The 14,453-nt window shown below is 51.9% G+C and carries 13 protein-coding genes; 3 read left to right on the top strand and 10 right to left on the bottom strand.

What is annotated here, in order from left to right:
* Positions 1–12 precede the first annotated feature (12 nt).
* The 5 genes from mntP to manX all read right to left on the bottom strand — a co-directional run bounded on the left by mntP (position 13) and on the right by manX (position 4,157).
* Positions 13–573: a manganese efflux pump MntP gene (gene mntP, locus PMPD1_RS12325; protein ID WP_173634321.1), complete on the bottom strand. Its 561-nt coding sequence runs from the start codon at positions 571–573 to the stop codon at positions 13–15.
* Positions 574–879: 306 nt separating this feature from the next.
* Positions 880–1,338, bottom strand: coding sequence for a DUF986 family protein (locus PMPD1_RS12320; RefSeq protein ID WP_173634320.1), 459 nt, complete (start codon positions 1,336–1,338; stop codon positions 880–882).
* A 109-nt stretch (positions 1,339–1,447) separates the two neighbouring features.
* Positions 1,448–2,296, bottom strand: coding sequence for a PTS mannose transporter subunit IID (locus PMPD1_RS12315; protein WP_173634319.1), 849 nt, complete (start codon positions 2,294–2,296; stop codon positions 1,448–1,450).
* A 14-nt stretch (positions 2,297–2,310) separates the two neighbouring features.
* On the bottom strand, positions 2,311–3,114 hold the full coding sequence (locus PMPD1_RS12310) for a PTS mannose/fructose/sorbose transporter subunit IIC (RefSeq protein ID WP_173634318.1): 804 nt from the start codon (positions 3,112–3,114) through the stop codon (positions 2,311–2,313).
* Positions 3,115–3,191: 77 nt separating this feature from the next.
* Complete coding sequence (gene manX, locus PMPD1_RS12305) at positions 3,192–4,157, bottom strand: PTS mannose transporter subunit IIAB (RefSeq protein WP_173634317.1); 966 nt, start codon at positions 4,155–4,157, stop codon at positions 3,192–3,194.
* Positions 4,158–4,687: 530 nt separating this feature from the next.
* Here manX and PMPD1_RS12300 point away from each other — a divergent pair.
* Positions 4,688–6,259 carry a TerC family protein gene (locus tag PMPD1_RS12300; RefSeq protein WP_173634316.1) on the top strand — a complete coding sequence of 524 codons (1,572 nt, stop codon included), beginning with the start codon at positions 4,688–4,690 and terminating at the stop codon, positions 6,257–6,259.
* Between the two features lie 42 nt (positions 6,260–6,301).
* Here PMPD1_RS12300 and PMPD1_RS12295 read toward each other — a convergent pair whose 3' ends face one another.
* From PMPD1_RS12295 to pabB, 4 genes are all read right to left on the bottom strand, one after another.
* A complete protein-coding gene (locus PMPD1_RS12295) occupies positions 6,302–7,864 on the bottom strand; it encodes an EAL domain-containing protein (RefSeq protein ID WP_173634315.1) in 1,563 nt (520 codons plus the stop codon).
* Positions 7,865–8,078: 214 nt separating this feature from the next.
* A complete protein-coding gene (gene sdaA, locus PMPD1_RS12290) occupies positions 8,079–9,443 on the bottom strand; it encodes an L-serine ammonia-lyase (protein ID WP_173634314.1) in 1,365 nt (454 codons plus the stop codon).
* 294 nt (positions 9,444–9,737) lie between these two features.
* The gene (locus tag PMPD1_RS12285) at positions 9,738–10,319 is read right to left on the bottom strand and encodes a CoA pyrophosphatase (protein ID WP_173634313.1); all 582 of its coding nucleotides are present in this window, start codon (positions 10,317–10,319) and stop codon (positions 9,738–9,740) included.
* A complete protein-coding gene (gene pabB, locus PMPD1_RS12280; RefSeq protein WP_173636207.1) occupies positions 10,306–11,682 on the bottom strand; it encodes an aminodeoxychorismate synthase component 1 in 1,377 nt (458 codons plus the stop codon). Before pabB ends, PMPD1_RS12285 begins: the two co-directional genes overlap by 14 nt.
* A gap of 137 nt (positions 11,683–11,819) precedes the next feature.
* Here pabB and PMPD1_RS12275 point away from each other — a divergent pair, with 137 nt between their 5' ends.
* Positions 11,820–12,005, top strand: coding sequence for a YoaH family protein (locus PMPD1_RS12275; protein WP_173634312.1), 186 nt, complete (start codon positions 11,820–11,822; stop codon positions 12,003–12,005).
* A 12-nt stretch (positions 12,006–12,017) separates the two neighbouring features.
* Here PMPD1_RS12275 and PMPD1_RS12270 read toward each other — a convergent pair whose 3' ends face one another.
* A complete protein-coding gene (locus tag PMPD1_RS12270; RefSeq protein WP_173634311.1) occupies positions 12,018–12,362 on the bottom strand; it encodes a RidA family protein in 345 nt (114 codons plus the stop codon).
* A gap of 134 nt (positions 12,363–12,496) precedes the next feature.
* On the opposite strand from PMPD1_RS12270, the gene yoaA reads away from it, so the two are divergent.
* The gene (gene yoaA / locus PMPD1_RS12265) at positions 12,497–14,407 is read left to right on the top strand and encodes a DNA repair helicase YoaA (protein WP_173634310.1); all 1,911 of its coding nucleotides are present in this window, start codon (positions 12,497–12,499) and stop codon (positions 14,405–14,407) included.
* The last annotated feature ends 46 nt before the right edge of the window (positions 14,408–14,453 follow it).

The following is a 14,453-nucleotide window of genomic DNA, read 5'->3' as shown; positions in this document are numbered from 1 at the left end:
GCCAGTCAGATTTTACGCCAAATGGCTAAACAGAATGTAGCAGCCAATCCCAATCAATACGACACCGCCGATAATTTCGGCGCGTTTTCCCAGCAGAGGACCAATAAAACGTCCAATCATCATACCCAGCGTGGACATAATAAAAGTCGCGCAGCCAATCATTAATGCGGTCTGAACGATATTGGCTTGCAAAAAAGCCAGACTCACGCCGACCGCTAACGCATCAATACTGGTCGCAATAGCGGTCATCACCAGCAGCCAAAAGCCATGACGTTGCAGCGGAAACGGTTCAACTTCGCGCTGGCGAAAACCTTCCCAAACCATCCGTCCGCCAAGGAAACACAGCATCACAAAGGCGATCCAGTGATCCCAGCGCACCACATAATGGCTGGCTAATTGACCCAGCGCCCAGCCAATCAACGGGGTCAGCGTTTCAATAATGCCAAAGATCAAACCAGTACGTAGCGCCTCGCGAAAACGCGGACGATGGAGAGTCGCGCCTTTACCGATCGAGGCGGTAAAAGCGTCCATCGACATGCCGAAGGCAAGGATCAGCGTGGCGGAAAGATTCATGGATATTGAGACCTCAACCGGGAGAGCCATGAAGTATGGCGGCAGATGTCTTTTCGACTGATCGAAAAAGCAGCTATTCCCTACGACGGCGCTACATTAACACAGCCAGAAATAATGTTAAAATCGAAATCACGTTTTTTTATAATGAATTTGACGTGGCTTGTTATTTAAAGCCTGAAAGAAGAAAGGTGTCTAAATAATAACAATGTTGTTGCGGGTTTGTTTGCCTTTAAGAAATGTAATGATAAAGTGTGTGGTTTTTTGATAAATATAGCAAAGGGAATATTCCTTTTGCTATATTTTAATCTATTGATTATTAACCATAAAATTATAGATGCTCTCAAGATCATCTAATTGTTTTACATGAATCAATAAACGACGATGTTCGAGTTGAATAACCAAAACACCGTCTTCGGATAAGTTCATGGCGCCGATGCGGGACCAGGCTATCCAGGCATTGGCATAGAAAAAACCCGCTTTTTTAAGCAGCAACTTAGGGCGGCGGATCCAGAAAGTCCAGGCGGCAATTAGCGCTAATGCCATTAATAAAACAGAGGTAATTTGCGGCCCCTGATGGATGGCATTGTTATAGATCAGAATGGCGATCAAGCCGATAAAAATCAGACTATCCAGCTTATTACGGCGCTGAAGTAAGATTTTCAGATGAGTTTCACCGCGTAGCTTCCCCATGATGAATTCATCAAATATGGCATACAGCAGGAAGAGGGCAATAAACGCGATAATGACGTAATCGGTGAGGGACATACTGACTCCGGTAAAGCGGTCTGATTAACAGTAGAGAGGTTCTGGTGCCGTAAAACCTGCGGCATGAAAGGAAAAGAAAAGCCGGGAGGAATGCTCCCGGCGATAGCGCTTACAGGCCTAACAGACCAATCCAGTATCCTACGATACCGATGATGAAGAAGCCGATGATGATCCACAGCGCGTTGACCTTTCTACGCAGCAGCCACATACAGCCAAAGGTTAACAACAGTGGGACCAGCCCCGGCATCAACTGATCGAGAATGGTTTGCACCGTCGTGACGTTCGTTTTACCGGTTTGGTCGGTAATCCGCGAGACCACTAAGGGTATGTTGACATGTGTCCACTTGTTGACCAGCGCCCCCATCACAAATAGCCCCAAAATTGAGGAGCCCTCCGTGAGTTTCTGCAAGAAGCCGCCGCCCATATCGTTAACGATATCGACACCTTTACGGTAGCCATAAGCGACACCGTAGTAACGGAATAACAGGCGAACCACGTTAAACAGCACAAAGAACAGTAACGGACCAAGTAAGCTGCCGGTCATCGCGATACCGGCGCCAAGCGCGGCGAATACCGGACGCATGGTGCCCCAGAAGATCGGGTCGCCCACGCCTGCCAGCGGACCCATCAGACCCACTTTAATACCGTTGATTGCCGCGTCATCAATGGCAGCGCCATTGGCACGCTGTTCTTCCATTGCCAGCGTAACGCCGAGAATCGGCGCAGCCGGGTAAGGGTGAGTGTTAAAAAACTCAAGATGGCGTTTAATTGCCTGCTTACGCTCATCATTATTCTCCGGATAGAGGCGACGAATTGCCGGTACCATGGAGAAGCAGAAGCCTAACGCCTGCATACGTTCGAAGTTCCAGGAGCCCTGAAACAGGTTGGAGCGCAGAAACACACCGCGAATATCACCGGAGGTGAGCTTTTTTGCTGCCGTTGTAGTTGTATCAACCATTTTCCCACCCCTTATTAATCTAATTCGTTATCCAGATCGTTATGAGACGGACCGGCCGTGGCGGCACCGCCCGCAACGCGGTTATATTTTGGACTCAACTGGATATACAGCGCGGCCATCACCACCCCAATCACGCCCAGCGCAACCAGGTTGAAGTTGGTAAAGGCAGCGGTAACAAAACCCAGGTAGAAGAACGGCATCAGATAGCCTGCGCGCATCATGTTAATTACCATCGCGTAACCCACCACGACGATCATGCCGCCGGCGATATTCAGACCATTGGTGACAACTTCCGGGATAGAGCTCAGCAGGTTATGGACTACGCTGGTGCCAACCGATACCGCAACAATAGCGGCAGGGATAGCAATACGCATCGCCTGCAGAATCAACGCGGTAACGTGAATCCAGGAGATGGCGGTAAGGTTACCATTCGACGCGGCTTTATCGGCAGCATGCTGGAAGGCAACGGTAATGGTACGAACGATAATGGTCAGAACCTGACCGGCCGCCGCCAGGGGGATAGCCAGCGCAATACCCGCGCCCACGCTTTGCCCACCGGCAATAACCAAGATGGTGGAGATAATCGACGCCAGGGCGGCATCAGGGGCAACCGCCGCACCGATGTTCATCCAGCCGAGTGCGATCATTTCCAACGTACCACCGATAATGATACCGGTCTTCATGTCACCCAGAACTAAACCGATCAGGGTACAAGCGACCAGCGGGCGGTGAAATTGAAACTCATCGAGTACCGATTCCATACCTGCAATACAGGCAACGATAAATATCAGCACAATTTGAAGAGTGGTAATCTCCATTGTACTTCTCCTCTGACATTCATAAGCTGAGTTAAGCCTGATAGGTTCTCAGGCAAGCGTGACGTTTTTATTTGCAGTTACTGTTGGCCAACTTTGGCAATGAGATCCATCATTTTCAGTCTGGGATCGGTTGAAACTTTACGTACCTCCAGCTCAATACCGCGCTGGTTTAATTTATTGAAGGCCTCAATATCTTTTGCGTCGACGGAAACCGCATTGTTAACCTGCGTTTTCCCTTGCCGGAAGGCCATGCCGCCAATGTTGACGGATTTGATCTGTACGCCTTGTTCAACAATACGTTCCACATCAGTCGGATTGGTGAATAACAACATCACCCGATCTTGACCATATTTCGGGTTGTTGTAGACGCGCACCATTTTATCGACGTCAACCACATGGGCGGTAACGCCGGGTGGTGCCACCTGAGTCAGCAGCGTTTTACGCACGTTATCGGCGGCCACTTCATCACTGACCACGATAATACGTGTGACATTGGTTTCTTTGGTCCAGCGGGTGGCAACCTGGCCGTGGATTAAACGGTCATCAATACGTGCCAGGCCAATCTTCATGTGATCGTCCGGCCCTAATGGTTTCTGCGGTGCCGCGGCAGCGGCGGGGCGTGCGGCAACCGGCGCTGGTTCAGGCTCTTTAGCTTTCAGTGCCTTCACACCTTCACGACCGGTTTCCACCGCGACGGCGACCAGATCGGCGAATGCCGGATCGTCGTCACGCGCCATGAAGGTTTCAACCAACATGGGGATATTCACGCCGGCGACCACTTCATAATTTTCCTTGTCAACCACGATACGGCTAGCGGCATTAAATGGGCTGCCTCCCCATGTGTCGACGAGGAAAAGTACCCCTTTGCTGGTGTCCAAATCAGCAAGACGCGCAGTATATTTTTCTATTAAAGTCTCAGCGTTTTCGCCGGGAACAAAGTCGATCCAGCCGACATTTTGCTGCTCGCCTAATAGCATTTCAGCGGTCTTCAGCAGTTGTTCCGCGGCCCAACCGTGCGTGCCGATTACAATAGCAATAGTCACTTGCTACCTCCGTTTACAATATTGAGCGAGCCAGTTAGTCGCACTGTTTCGCCAACCATGTCATCTGAGACACTGAATCCGGCCAATGAACCGGTTCAAATTTAGCGCGGCAGATGTCACATAAGTTTTCATACCGCATGGGTATGGAAAGCCATTACGTCGCGAATTATTTTAGACTGTGAAAAAATAAATTATGTGACGACGCTCAGCTATTTAGAGGCCTAAGTCATTGATTAACTCATCTGGACACTTATAAAGCAGTTATGTGGCAAAGCAAGGTTAAATGTAAGTAAATATATTGACGTCGATTGCGCGGCTGATACAGTAAGGGCTCTATTATTGTTACAGGAGTAATGGGCCTCAGCCCTCCCTATGGACTGTCACCGAAGAAGCGTTATTCTGCCGCCGGCTCATCCGGCTTGTTCTCAAGCGTCGCCAGGCGTTGTACTGACCGCCGTCCGTCTCATCCCTCGTTGTATGTTCGCTACATCCTACATCGCGTCGTCACGTTTTAATGCCCGGAGCTTGTCATGGAATTCCTTTTAGACCCCTCAATTTGGGTCGGCCTGCTGACGTTGGTGGTGCTGGAGATTGTGCTCGGCATCGATAACTTGGTTTTTATTGCCATTCTGGCCGATAAGCTGCCGCCGAAGCAGCGTGATAAAGCACGCCTGATCGGCCTCTCTTTAGCATTGCTGATGCGTTTGGCGCTCCTTTCGCTGATCTCGTGGATGGTTACCCTGACTCGTCCATTGTTCAGTGTGGCAAGTTTCAGCTTCTCCGGGCGCGATCTTATTTTGCTGCTGGGCGGTGTGTTCTTGCTGTTTAAGGCAACCATGGAACTGCATGAGCGGCTGGAAAACCGTCAGCATGAAGAGGGCGCGAACAAAAGTTACGCCAGCTTTTGGGCGGTAGTGGTGCAAATCGTGGTTCTGGATGCGGTGTTTTCGCTCGATGCGGTTATTACCGCGGTCGGGATGGTGAACAACCTGCCGGTAATGATGACGGCGGTGGTGATCGCGATGGGAATGATGCTGTTGGCGTCAAAACCATTGACTCGCTTCGTGAATGCACATCCAACTGTCGTCGTGCTTTGCCTGAGCTTCCTGCTGATGATCGGCCTCAGCCTGGTGGCGGAAGGTTTCGGTTTCCATATTCCGAAAGGCTACCTCTACGCGGCGATCGGTTTCTCAATCCTGATTGAGTTGTTTAACCAAATTGCGCGACGTAACTTTATTCGTCACCAGGCCCACCGTCCGATGCGTGAGCGTACCGCCGAAGCGATTTTACGGTTGATGGGCGGGCGGCGCGGTACCCAACAGGCCAGCCTGAACGAAGGAGAGGAGCGCGCGCAGGCGCTACCGCAAGAAGCGTTTAAGGATGAGGAGCGTTATATGATCAATGGTGTCCTGACGCTGGCTTCACGCTCGGTACGTAGCATTATGACGCCACGCGGGGAGGTATCCTGGGTCGATGCGCTTCGTCCGCAGGATGAGATTCGCATCCAATTGCTTGATACTCCCCACAGCCTGTTCCCGGTTTGTCGTGGCGAACTGGATGAAATTATTGGCGTAGTGCGCGCGAAAGAGTTGTTGGTGGCGCTGGAGACGGGGTTGGATGTGGCGACCGTTGCCGCCTCATCGCCGCCCATTATCGTACCGGATACGCTTGACCCGATAAATCTGTTAGGCGTGTTACGGCGTGCGAAGGGGAGTTTTGTGGTGGTAACCAACGAGTTTGGCGTAGTGCAAGGGTTGATTACACCGCTGGATGTGTTGGAAGCCATTGCCGGTGAGTTCCCGGATGAGGATGAAACCCCGGACATTATCGCCGATGGCGATGGCTGGTTAGTAAAAGGCGGTACCGATCTGCATTCGCTACAGTTGTTGTTGGATAGCCAGCAACTGGTTAATCCAGAGGAGGATTATGCCTCGCTGGCCGGGTTGTTGATTGCTCAGAAAGGCCAGTTACCATTGCCGGGCGAAATCATTGATTTGCCGCCGCTCCATTTCCAGATTGTTGACGCCACGGCGTATCGGGTGGATTTGGTGCGCGTCACCAAAGACCGTCCGGCGCAAGAGCAGGACGACCTCGACCAATAAGAAAGCAATCTGCAGAAAAAACGGCGCGTTGGCGCCGTTTTTTTAGGCATCCATGGTTGGCTGATGGCGGGTCAGCCAACCGGGGAACTCGCCCAATGGCATTGGGCGGGCATAAAAATAGCCTTGTAACGTATCAACGCCGCGTTCGCGTAAATAGAGCGCCTGTTCTGCGGTTTCCACGCCTTCAGCCACCAGACTGATATTTAGACGCTGCGCCAGTGAAATCACCATATCGGTCACCGTAGCATTAATTGCGTCAGTACCAATCGCAGCGGTAAAAATTTTATCGATTTTTAGCACATCAGGGCTGAGTGTTTTCAGATAGGAGAGCGAGCTGTGTCCGGTTCCGAAATCATCAATTGCCAGCTTAACGCCGATTTTATGTAGATGAGAGACTACGCGCTGATCCACCACCGGTAGCGCATCGCGTTCGGTCAACTCAACCACCAGTTGCGGCTTCGGATTTGCCGGCCACCAGAGACGTTGCAAGTCATCAATTATTGCACGATCGCGAAAGTGGCTGGCCGCAACGTTAATCGCGATATGAAAGGTTGGACAAGCGGGTAACGTCGGTAAATGACGAACGGTTTCACTAATCACAAAACGGGTTAATGGCGCGATCAAGTTTTGACGTTCAGCCATCGGAATAAACACATCAGGCGGGATCCATCCCTGGCGGGGGTTATGCCAGCGTAGTAGTAACTCAATCCCTTCACAACTGCCGGTACGTGCGCTAATTAATGGCTGGCAGTACACCATAAACTCTTGCGCCGAGAGACCATAGCTAATTTGCCACGAGAGGCTCATGCGGTTAGCGGTCGCCAGCCAGATGATATAGCCCATCAGCAGGCTTAATAACAACGCCAGCGGTAACTGGGAAGGCAATGTCATTAAGGCCAGACGCGAGGGCGCGGGGCCGAACAACGTGATACTAAACGGGTAACGTAGCGAGCTTTGCTGATAGCCCACTTCATCTTCTGACGGATGCACCGCTTCGATCATCGGATTACCGTATTCAAGGCTTTGCCCGCCAACGTTAAACACTGCGCGTTCAACCCAAGGCAGCGTCGGCTCCAGCAGATAGTTACTCATCATCTCAATATTGATGACCTGCAAAATCCCGGCGCGGTTATCCATACTTCTTGGCGTCCAGAACAGCAGTACTGGCGAGCCTTTCAGGAGGTAATTGTCGACGCTCAGCAACATGCGCTGATTATTGACCGCTAACTCCGGATAAGTTGTGCTGAAGGGAATATTGCGCTCGCCATAAATGCTGGAACAGTAAATGCGATCGTTATCGACCAATAACACCGCACGCACGGTTTGTAAGGTGGCGAGCTTTTCAACCAAAGGGAAACGGACAGTCGAACAACGCACCCCGACCAGGCCAAGTGTGTTGCTGGCAGAAACATCCAACGGAGAGAACATGCGATCAAAACGTTGAATCGCATTATTGGCAAAATTGCGTGATTGCTGTTCTATGCGGCCTTTCTCTTCAACGAAGCGGAAGGTTAACGTAAGAATGAGCACTAACGCGGCAACAATCGAAGCGATGAGCAATCGTTTTCGACGAAACTGTCCAACAATTTGCTGGGACACCTGCATCAGTAACCACCCTTAAAAGCGCAAAATAAAAACCCGACGTTTCGTTATCGGCAAAAGAGGTGCTAAGTTTAGTTGTGCTGGAGAAAAAAGCGGTTCTACTGACAAACAACAACGCGGCCAACTGGCCGCGCAAATTAACTCTAGCGGTTTCTCCCGCCAGGCGATAGCGGGAAAAGAAACTATTTTTGCCTCTTTAATGAAGCATTACCGCCAACTAATCGCACTGCACCTTAATTGCCAGCCCGCCGCGCGATGTTTCACGGTATTTCGCGTTCATGTCTTTACCGGTCTCATACATCGTTTCGATAACTTTATCCAACGAAACGCGTGCTTCACTGGTGCGACGTAATGCCATACGGGCGGAGTTAATTGCTTTTACCGAAGCAATCGCATTACGTTCGATACAGGGAACCTGCACCTGGCCGGCCACCGGATCGCAGGTCAGACCCAAGTTATGCTCCATGCCAATTTCCGCTGCGACGCACACCTGTTCCGGACTGGCGCCGAGCAGTTCCGCTAGCCCGGCCGCCGCCATCGAACAAGCGACGCCTACTTCGCCTTGGCAGCCGACTTCGGCGCCGGAAATAGAGGCATTCATCTTGTACAGCACTCCAATAGCCCCGGCGGCGAGGAAATAACGGATAAAAATATCCGGGCTTACTGACTCAATAAAATGATCGTAATACGCCAACACTGCCGGAACGATACCGCAAGCGCCATTGGTCGGCGCAGTGACGACACGACCACCGGCCGCGTTCTCTTCATTCACCGCCAGCGCAAACATATTCACCCAATCAATAACATTCATCGGATCGCTGGAGAGTTTATCCGACGACACCAGCATCCGGCGCAGCGCTGAAGCGCGACGCGGCACGCGTAGCGGCCCAGGCAACACGCCTTCGGTATTCAGGCCACGATCAATACAATCACGCATGACTTGCCAGACATTGGCGAAGTAACTCTCAATCTCCTGGCGCGAGTGAAGCGCCAGTTCATTTTTCATTACCAGCCCGGACAGTGATAAACCGGTCTGGTGGCAGTGCGCCAGCATGGCTTGAGCGGAATGAAAAGGATAGGGCACCGTCACTTCATTAAGCAGAGATTGCCCGAAATGCTCTTCATCGACGATGAAACCGCCGCCGATAGAGTAATAGGTTTTGCTGTAGATAAGGTGCTCGCCATCAAAGGCGTGAATACGCATCCCGTTTTCATGTAACGGGAGGTTTTCCTGGCTGAACGCCATACCGCCTTCGCGTGGGAAATCCACCTCGTGCTGCCCGTTGGCCAGCAACAAACGTTGACGCTGTTCAACATCGCGAATAAATACCGGGATACTGTCAATATCGACATCCTCCGGCGCGGCGCCAGAGAGACCCATAATAATGGCGATATCAGTATGGTGACCTCTGCCGGTGAGCGACAAAGAGCCATAAACTTCCACGGCGATACGTGTAACGGAAGCCAGTTGTTCATTCCGCACTAAATCATCGACAAACTGTTTGCCGGCTTTCATCGGACCCACCGTATGGGAACTGGAAGGGCCAATACCGGGTTTAAACATGTCGAAAACGCTAATCACGCTACACGCTCCTTTCTTTTTTACTGCCGCAGAGAGGAAATTTCTCTGCGTAATAGTAATCATCATGACGCCTAAAAAATCATCTTTTCGCATGAAATAAACTAAGCCATCGCAAAAGATAACCTTATGTACCGAACCGGATTTTGGTTATTAACCTCTATTACCCGGATGATAACGCATAATATAACCGTTAAGCGTGCGCCATGCAGTGATTCGGATCGCTTGTCTGAGTAATTGTAGTGAAAAATAAGGGTTAGATTGGTTTTTGTGCAATATCTGCCGGGTGATTAGCTGTTAAGCCACATCTTCGGCAATTTGTAGGCTGAGTTGGCGAATAATACCGGCAGTCATTCCCCAGACAAAGTAGTGCTGGTACCACGAAAGCCACACGCGGTGCGGCAAACCGTGGCGGTGAATATCAAGCGGATGGTAGCGGGCAAGGCGCAATGCCTCCTGTAGAGGCATTTCAAAAATGGCGTCGACTTCGTCTTCGCTGGCGCGCCGCGCGATATCAGGCGGAATAATACCCACCACCGGGGTAACCTGAAAACCAGTGCTGCTGGTAACCGGCGGCAAGGTGCCGATGACACGCACGCTGTCGGGTGGGATCGCCACTTCCTCCATCGCTTCACGTAGGGCGGTGGCGGTTAGAGAAACATCATCGGGATCCATCATCCCGCCGGGGAAGGCAACCTGTCCGGCATGTTTGCGTAGGTGTGTGGTGCGGCGGGTCAGTAACAGCCCCGGTTGCGCGCGTTCGACCACCGGCACCAGTACTGCTGCGCGCCGTGTCGGCAGTGGTTGCATTTGCGTAGGCGGCGCTTGTAATAAAAAGCGGGTTAAAAACCCCTCAAGGGTCAAATTAGTTGTCGCCATGTAAAGCCTCCGCCGCCAGGCAGGGCAAAATGCGGTTGACCTTATCCAGCGTTTCCTGATATTCCGCCGCCGCCTGACTATCGGCGACAATACCGCCGCCAGCGGCGCAGTAAAGGTGCCCCTGTTCGGCAATCAGGGTTCGGATGGTGATATTAGTATCCATGCGCCCGCAAACGCTTAGATACCCAATGCTGCCACACCAGGCATTGCGTCTTTGTGGTTCGAGCGTTTCGATGATCTCCATCGCCCGCACTTTTGGCGCGCCGGTAATTGAACCGCCGGGAAAACAGGCGCGTAACAAATCGGTGGCGTGCAAACCGGGTTTTAAACGCGCGCGAACGGTGCTGACCAAATGATGAACCGCCGGAAAAGGTTCGACGACAAATAATTCGGGCACCTCAACACTGCCAGGTTGAGCGACTCGCCCAATATCGTTACGCAGTAAGTCGACAATCATCAGGTTTTCCGCGCGATCTTTTTCCGAATGCGCCAGCTTTTGCGCCTGACGACGATCGGCCTCTTGTTCTGCTAACCGCGGCAACGTCCCTTTAATGGGACGTGTTTCGATCACACCCTGTTCGAGCGACAGAAAGCGCTCGGGCGAGAGACTAAGGATCACGCTGTGCGGCAGGCGTAGAAAAGCGCTGAAAGGCGCACGGTTTTGTTGATTGAGCAGCGTGAAAGCCTGCCATTCATCGCCCTGATAAGTAGCCTGAAAACGCTGAGCGAGGTTGACCTGGTAACAATCTCCGGCATGGAGCCACGCCTGAATACGCGCGAATTTGGCTTCATAGTCGGCGAGTGTCATGTTGGATTGCCAGGCGCTGGTGAGTTGAAATGCCGGACGTGCATCAACCTCAGGCAATGTTTCAAGCCATGCGAGGCGTTGTGTCGCGTCGCAATGCGCCACCAAAGTGAGTGTTTTTTGGTGGTGATCGGCGATTAATGCCCAGTCATAAATGCCGACCGCCATATCCGGCGTTTGCAATTGAGGCTCAGCAAGGTGCGGCAGGCGTTCGAAACGGCGACCAAGATCATAGCCAAACAAGCCGAGAGCTCCGCCCTGAAACGGCAGATCCGTATTGATATCGGCGCTTAATCCGCACTCATCGAGCGCTTGTTGTACTAATGCTAATGGATCGGCGTGTGATTCCGTGACCCTGTCACCTTTACGGATTACTGTGGTGATGCCTTCTGATTGCAAGGTCTGGCACGGGTCGGCCACCATAATATCAAAGCGGTTATCAGCATGGTCGGCAAAACCTGAACTGAGCAGCATCGACCAGGGTAAATGAGCGACACGGGAAAACAGACGTGTTAAGGCGTCTGGGGTATAATCGAAGCTGTGGTAAACAGGCAGCATGAGTTTCAAAAGGTGCACAACGTAAAAACAGCAAGCCTGGCATATTTTTTCGCGGTTGGCATCTGTTTATGCTCGCCATTGTTTAGCGCATCTGGCGCGTGAAATAATGCGCGTTCCTCAATCGATAAGGAACCACTATGACAACAGGTCTTCCGGCATTATCTCATGAGCAGCAACAACAAGCGGTAGAGCGCATCCAGGAATTGATGGCGCAAGGCTTGAGCAGCGGTCAGGCCATTGCTCAGGTCGCACAAGAAATCCGTCAAACCCATACCGGAGGGCTAATTACGGCGCGCTTCGAAGACGATGATGAAGACGAATAACGCGCCGGGGAACTATAGCGCGGCGATAATTTTAATTTCTACTTTGTAGCGCGGGTTCATTAGGCCCGCTTGTACGGTGCAGCGAACCGGCGCGTTACCGGGAGAAACCCATGCATCCCAGGCTTGATTCATTGCCGGGAAATCCTCTTTGTTAACCAGAAAAATCGTCGCGTCCAGGATGCGGCTCTTATCGGAATCGACACGGGTTAAGATTTTGTCGATAGTTGCCAGGGCATTGGCGGTTTGCGCTTGCGCATCATCGTCAAGGTTTTCTGGCACGCTGGTGTAATACACCGTGTTGTTGTGAACCACCGCTTCAGACATACGATGCTCGGGATCGATGCGGGTAATCGTCATTTACTGCGTCCTTATTTCCACTTTAATTGTTCGCCGTTAGCCTGGCACAGTTAACCGGGCGCTGTCATCTGTTGTGGAGGGAGGCGGAAAATACTGACATAATCACAGTGTTTTTATTCGATGTGTGAGGGTGTGTGGCAGACGATTTCGCAGCAGATGGCGCATTGGCGCAAGCGATTCCCGGGTTTAAACCGCGAGAAGCGCAACGACAAATGGCGCAAGCGGTGGATAAAGCTATCGCCAGCCGCAGTGAACTGGTAGTTGAAGCGGGAACCGGCACCGGAAAAACCTATGCTTATCTGGCACCCGCCTTACGCTCGGGTAAAAAAGTCATCATCTCTACCGGTTCTAAAGCCTTGCAGGACCAGTTGTATAACCGCGATCTTCCCACCATTGCCACCGCGTTAAAATTTAACGGCAAACTGGCACTGCTCAAAGGGCGTTCAAACTACCTGTGCCTCGAACGTCTGGAGCAACAGACGATGACCGGCGGTGAATTAAATGGTCAAACATTGAGCGACCTGGTGCATCTCCGCGGCTGGGCAAGTGAAACCGTTGAGGGGGATATCAGCACTTGCGGCGGCGTGGCGGAGGATAGTCAGATCTGGCCATTGGTTACCAGCACCAATGATAACTGTTTGGGCAATGACTGCCCGTTGTATAAAGAGTGCTTCGTGGTAAAAGCGCGGCGCCGTGCAATGGACGCTGATGTGGTGGTGGTCAACCATCATCTGTTTCTGGCGGATATGGTGGTTAAAGAGAGTGGCTTCGCGGAGCTGATCCCGGAGGCGGATGTCATGATCTTTGATGAGGCGCACCAGGTGCCGGATATTGCCAGCCAATACTTTGGTCAGCAGCTCTCCAGCCGCCAACTTCTTGACCTGGCGAAAGATATCAACATTGCTTATCGCACCGAAATTCGTGATGTTCAGCAACTGCAAAAATCGGCCGATCGCCTGGCGCAATGCGCACAAGATTTCCGGCTCGCGCTAGGCGATCCCGGCTATCGTGGTAACTTGCGCGACTTACTGAGCGATAGCACGATTTTACGTGCCTTAACCCTGCTTGATGATGCGCTGGAACTGTGTTACGACGTGGCAAAACTTTCATTGGGCCGTTCGGCGCTGTTAGATGCGGCGTTTGAGCGGGCGGCGCTCTATCGCAATCGTCTCAAGCGCTTGAAAGAGGTATCGCAACCCGGCTTTAGTTATTGGTACGAGTGTACCTCGCGCCACTTTGTGCTGGCGTTAACGCCGCTCTCGGTTTCCGAACGTTTCCGTGAAGTGATCGATGAGCGCCCGGCAGCATGGATTTTTACCTCTGCGACGCTGGCGGTTAACGAAAGCATGGTGCATTTCGTCGAGCGGTTAGGGGTGAAAAAGGCAGATTCGTTGATCCTTTCCAGCCCCTTTGATTACACGCGTCAGGCACTCCTTTGCGTACCGCGTAACCTCCCGTCGCCGAACCAACCCGGCGGCGCGAAACAGTTGGCACGTATGCTGGGGCCGTTAATCCAGGCCAATAATGGACGTTGCTTTTTTCTCTGTACTTCACACCAAATGATGCGCGAGTTGGCGGAACATTTTCGCGCCACGTTAACCTTGCCGGTATTGCTACAAGGCGAAACCAGTAAAGGCCAGTTGCTCAAGCAGTTTGTTGAGGCGGGCAATGCGTTATTAGTGGCTACCAGCAGTTTCTGGGAAGGGGTAGATGTGCGCGGCGATGCGCTATCGCTAGTGATTATCGACAAATTGCCCTTTACCTCGCCGGAAGATCCTTTGCTGAAGGCGCGGATGGAGGATTGTAAGTTACGCGGCGGCGAGCCTTTTGATGAGGTGCAGTTACCCGATGCGGTGATTACGCTAAAGCAGGGCGTAGGGCGATTGATTCGTGATGTTGAGGATCGCGGTGTTTTGGTGATTTGTGATAATCGCTTAGTCATGCGGCCTTATGGCGCATTATTTTTAAACAGTTTGCCGCCCACGCCGCGTACCCGTGATATTCAGCGCGCGGTAACGTTTCTACAACAGGCGCCGACGCAGTAATTCGCCTTGTGCTGTGGTAAGATGCGCGCCGAAAAATTGTTATCCC

The organism is Paramixta manurensis, assembly GCF_013285385.1.
GTDB lineage: Bacteria > Pseudomonadota > Gammaproteobacteria > Enterobacterales > Enterobacteriaceae > Paramixta > Paramixta manurensis.
Note: the sequence above shows the minus strand (reverse complement) of the source record. Positions and strands in the feature narration are given on the sequence as shown.

Excerpts from the sequence above, each read along its gene's own strand:
- mntP (WP_173634321.1), bottom strand. The coding sequence starts at position 573 with ATGAATCTTTCCGCCACGCTGATCCTTGCCTTCGGCATGTCGATGGAC.
- PMPD1_RS12320 (WP_173634320.1), bottom strand. The coding sequence starts at position 1,338 with ATGTCCCTCACCGATTACGTCATTATCGCGTTTATTGCCCTCTTCCTG.
- PMPD1_RS12315 (WP_173634319.1), bottom strand. The coding sequence starts at position 2,296 with ATGGTTGATACAACTACAACGGCAGCAAAAAAGCTCACCTCCGGTGAT.
- PMPD1_RS12310 (WP_173634318.1), bottom strand. The coding sequence starts at position 3,114 with ATGGAGATTACCACTCTTCAAATTGTGCTGATATTTATCGTTGCCTGT.
- PMPD1_RS12300 (WP_173634316.1), top strand. The coding sequence starts at position 4,688 with ATGGAATTCCTTTTAGACCCCTCAATTTGGGTCGGCCTGCTGACGTTG.
- PMPD1_RS12295 (WP_173634315.1), bottom strand. The coding sequence starts at position 7,864 with ATGCAGGTGTCCCAGCAAATTGTTGGACAGTTTCGTCGAAAACGATTG.
- PMPD1_RS12285 (WP_173634313.1), bottom strand. The coding sequence starts at position 10,319 with ATGGCGACAACTAATTTGACCCTTGAGGGGTTTTTAACCCGCTTTTTA.
- pabB (WP_173636207.1), bottom strand. The coding sequence starts at position 11,682 with ATGCTGCCTGTTTACCACAGCTTCGATTATACCCCAGACGCCTTAACA.
- PMPD1_RS12275 (WP_173634312.1), top strand. The coding sequence starts at position 11,820 with ATGACAACAGGTCTTCCGGCATTATCTCATGAGCAGCAACAACAAGCG.
- PMPD1_RS12270 (WP_173634311.1), bottom strand. The coding sequence starts at position 12,362 with ATGACGATTACCCGCATCGATCCCGAGCATCGTATGTCTGAAGCGGTG.